Annotated in this window: 6 protein-coding genes; 4 read left to right on the top strand and 2 right to left on the bottom strand. The window is 73.4% G+C overall.

The window, feature by feature from the left end; all coding sequences use genetic code 11:
• The 4 genes from AC2W7G_RS13050 to AC2W7G_RS13035 all read left to right on the top strand — a co-directional run.
• On the top strand, window positions 1–434 hold a 434-nt coding region (locus AC2W7G_RS13050), incomplete at its 5' end, for a Trp biosynthesis-associated membrane protein (protein WP_485868822.1).
• Window positions 435–475: 41 nt separating this feature from the next.
• Window positions 476–682, top strand: coding sequence for an HGxxPAAW family protein (locus tag AC2W7G_RS13045; RefSeq protein WP_485868821.1), 207 nt, complete (start codon window positions 476–478; stop codon window positions 680–682).
• A gap of 23 nt (window positions 683–705) precedes the next feature.
• Window positions 706–1,362, top strand: coding sequence for an RDD family protein (locus AC2W7G_RS13040; RefSeq protein WP_485868820.1), 657 nt, complete (start codon window positions 706–708; stop codon window positions 1,360–1,362).
• 1 nt (window position 1,363) lies between these two features.
• Complete coding sequence (locus tag AC2W7G_RS13035; protein WP_485868819.1) at window positions 1,364–1,789, top strand: DUF2752 domain-containing protein; 426 nt, start codon at window positions 1,364–1,366, stop codon at window positions 1,787–1,789.
• A gap of 58 nt (window positions 1,790–1,847) precedes the next feature.
• Here AC2W7G_RS13035 and AC2W7G_RS13030 read toward each other — a convergent pair whose 3' ends face one another.
• The gene (locus AC2W7G_RS13030) at window positions 1,848–2,273 is read right to left on the bottom strand and encodes a DUF4190 domain-containing protein (protein WP_485868818.1); all 426 of its coding nucleotides are present in this window, start codon (window positions 2,271–2,273) and stop codon (window positions 1,848–1,850) included.
• Window positions 2,274–2,283: 10 nt separating this feature from the next.
• Window positions 2,284–2,837 (bottom strand): hypothetical protein (locus AC2W7G_RS13025; protein WP_485868817.1); only part of this gene is annotated, 554 nt, incomplete at its 5' end.

Here is a 2,837-nt window from a genome sequence, read left to right as displayed (position 1 = left end):
CCCGGCGCCGCCGCCCTGGCCCTCGTCGGTGGTCGGCGGCGGCGCTGGCCGTGCTGGCGGCGTCCGTGCGGGTGCGACGCGTCGTCGGCGTCCTGGTCGCCGTGGTCTCGGTGGTGGGCTGCGTGCTGGCGCTGACCGCCGACGTCACCGGCGCCGCCTTCACCCGGGTGGTCGAGGAGTCCACGGCGTACACCGGCACGAACTTCCCCGACGTCGTCGAGCAGTCGGTCTGGCGGCCGGTCACGGCCGGGGCGTTCGTCGTCACCGCGGTGCTCGGCGCGGTCGTCGCCTGGCTGTCGGGACGCTGGCCGACGATGGGCCGGCGCTACGAGGCCCCCGCGTCGCACAGCCGTCGCGAGCGTGCGGCGCACGACGAGGAGTCGGCCGCGGACATGTGGAAGGCGCTGGACGAGGGCCGCGACCCGACGCAGTAGGCTGTGGCCGCACGCCCGCACCACCACTCGAGGAGAGACCCATGCACCACGGCTCCACCCCTGCCGCCTGGACGGCCGTCATCATGGCCCTGGTGGGTCTGACGATCGGTGGCGTCGGTCTCATCCCCGACCCGAACTGGGTGATCTTCTGGATCGGCGTGGGCGTGACCATCGCGGCCGGCATCGTCGGTCCTGTCATGTCGGCCGCGGGTCTGGGCGCCAAGCGCGCCGAGGCCGACCACCACTGATCACCTGACTCCCGAGGAGCCCGATGACCGACGGCCCGCAGTACCCCTCGTACCCCGGTGACCCGCAGGAGCCGGGCCGCGTCCCGCCGCAGCAGGGCGGGTACCCCCAGCAGCCCGGGCCCGAGCAGCCCGGCACCTACCCGCAGGGCCAGCAGCCCGCGTACGGCCAGCCGTACCAGCCGGCGCCGCCGGCGTCCGGCTACGGACAGCCCGCCGCCCCGTACGCCAGCTGGGGCTCGCGCGTCGGCGCCTACCTGCTCGACTCGCTGATCGCCTTCGGCGTCACGATCGTCCCGTTCATCGTGGGCTTCGTCATCATGGTCTCGACCGCCGAGTCGGTCGAGCGGCTCGACGGCACGGTCGAGGTCACCGACGCGGGCAACCCGCTCGGCTGGATCCTCATGGTGCTCGCCGCCGTCATCGGCCTGGCCTTCACGGTCTGGAACATGATCGTCCGCCAGGGCCGCACCGGGCAGAGCCTGGGCAAGAAGATCGTCGGCATCAAGGTCGTGCGCGAGCAGGACGGCCGCGTCCTGGGCGTCGGCACGGCGTTCCTGCGCTACGTGCTCTACTCGATCCTCTCCAGCGCCTGCTTCCTGGACCTGCTGTGGCCCCTGTGGGAGGAGCGCAAGCGCACCTGGCACGACATGATCGTCAGCTCGATCGTCGTCCGCGCCTGAGATGACCGCCCTCCGGACGTCCGACGCCCGCCTGACCGCCCTGCGCGGTCCGGCGGGCGTCGCCGTCGGTGGGCTGGCCGTCGCCGCGCTGCTGCACCTGCGCGACCCGCACGACTCCGGCTCGTACGGCTTCTGCCCGTACCTGGCCGTCACCGGCCTCCCGTGCCCGGGCTGCGGCGGCCTGCGCGCGGCGAACCTGCTGACCCACGGCGATGTCGTCGGTGCGGTCTCCAGCAACCTGCTGGCGGTCGTGCTCGCCGGGGTGCTCGTCGTGGCCTGGGCGGTGTGGGTCGTGCGGCGCTGGCGCGGCGACCGCGACGCCCGGATGATCGTCCTGGACGCCCGCGTCGGGGCGGTGGTCATCGCCGCGATCGTCGTCTTCAGCGTCGTGCGCAACCTGCCGTTCGGCGCCTGGCTCGCGCCCTAGGCCAGACGACGAGAGCCCCCGGCACCGTCGGTGCCGGGGGCTCTCGTGCGCGTGGAGCTCAGCTCATGGACGAGTCGACGACGATGCCGTCGAAGGCCCCGAGGGCGCCCAGCACGAAGACGAGGAGGGCGCCAAGCACCGCGATGATGCCGAGAGCCAGACCGGCGACAGCCATCCCGTTGCCGCTCTGCCGACCGCCGCTGGCATTGATCTCGTTGCGGCCCAGCACACCGAGGACGATCGCGACGATGCCCAGCAGACCGGGCAGGGCGCAGAACGCGCAGAGCACGAAGCTGACGATGCCGACGACCATCGACCACAGAGCCTTCTTGTTCTGCTCCGGCGCGCCGTAGCCGTAGCCGTCGCCGCCCGGCGAGGGCGGCGGGGGCACGTCTCCGGAACCGGAGTAGGAGCCGTACGCGGGCAGGTCGCCGGGGTTGCTCGGCCGCTGCGGGTCGTCGCCGTGGGGCGGTTCGTTCGTCATGGCGGTGAGCCTAGTGAAGTTCGGCCGGAGGCACGCGGTCCTCGTCGGTGAGCCACCGGTAGGCGTAGGTCCAGGCCAGGCTCGCCAGCGGCAGGGCGACGACGGTCCCGACGCACAGCAGGAGGCCGGCCAGCAGGACGCCGAGCACCACCAGCACCATCGCCAGCACGTCGCCGGCGTGGGCGACGACGAGGGACGCGCTGCGGCGCACCGCCTCCACCGGTCCGACGCCCTCGTCGACGACCACGACCGTCGTGAAGCAGGTCAGCACCGCCAGCACGACGCCGGGAACGACGCACAGCACCGTGCCGGTCGTGACGAGCGCGCCGACGAGGAGCCCGGTCGTCACCAGCGGAGGGAGGGGGAGGCGTCGGGCGGCGTCGACGGCGTCGAACCGACCGCCGTCCAGGACGTCCAGGGACGCGCGGACGAGCACGGCCCACAGCACGTGTCCCAGGGCGAGCAGGACGACCGACCAGCACAGCCAGGCCACCACGCTGGTGCCGGCCGAGAGCTGGCCCAGGGCGACGCCGAGCACGCCGAGCACCGCGACCCCGAGGCCCG

The sequence above is a fragment of the Aeromicrobium sp. PFPM2_SD2 genome (assembly GCF_057364525.1).
This window is presented reverse-complemented; position numbering and strand designations above follow the sequence as displayed.

Bases quoted from the DNA above. Each gene is read 5' to 3' on its own strand.
- AC2W7G_RS13045 (WP_485868821.1), top strand. From the start codon at position 476: ATGCACCACGGCTCCACCCCTGCCGCCTGGACGGCCGTCATCATGGCC.
- AC2W7G_RS13040 (WP_485868820.1), top strand. From the start codon at position 706: ATGACCGACGGCCCGCAGTACCCCTCGTACCCCGGTGACCCGCAGGAG.
- AC2W7G_RS13035 (WP_485868819.1), top strand. From the start codon at position 1,364: ATGACCGCCCTCCGGACGTCCGACGCCCGCCTGACCGCCCTGCGCGGT.
- AC2W7G_RS13030 (WP_485868818.1), bottom strand. From the start codon at position 2,273: ATGACGAACGAACCGCCCCACGGCGACGACCCGCAGCGGCCGAGCAAC.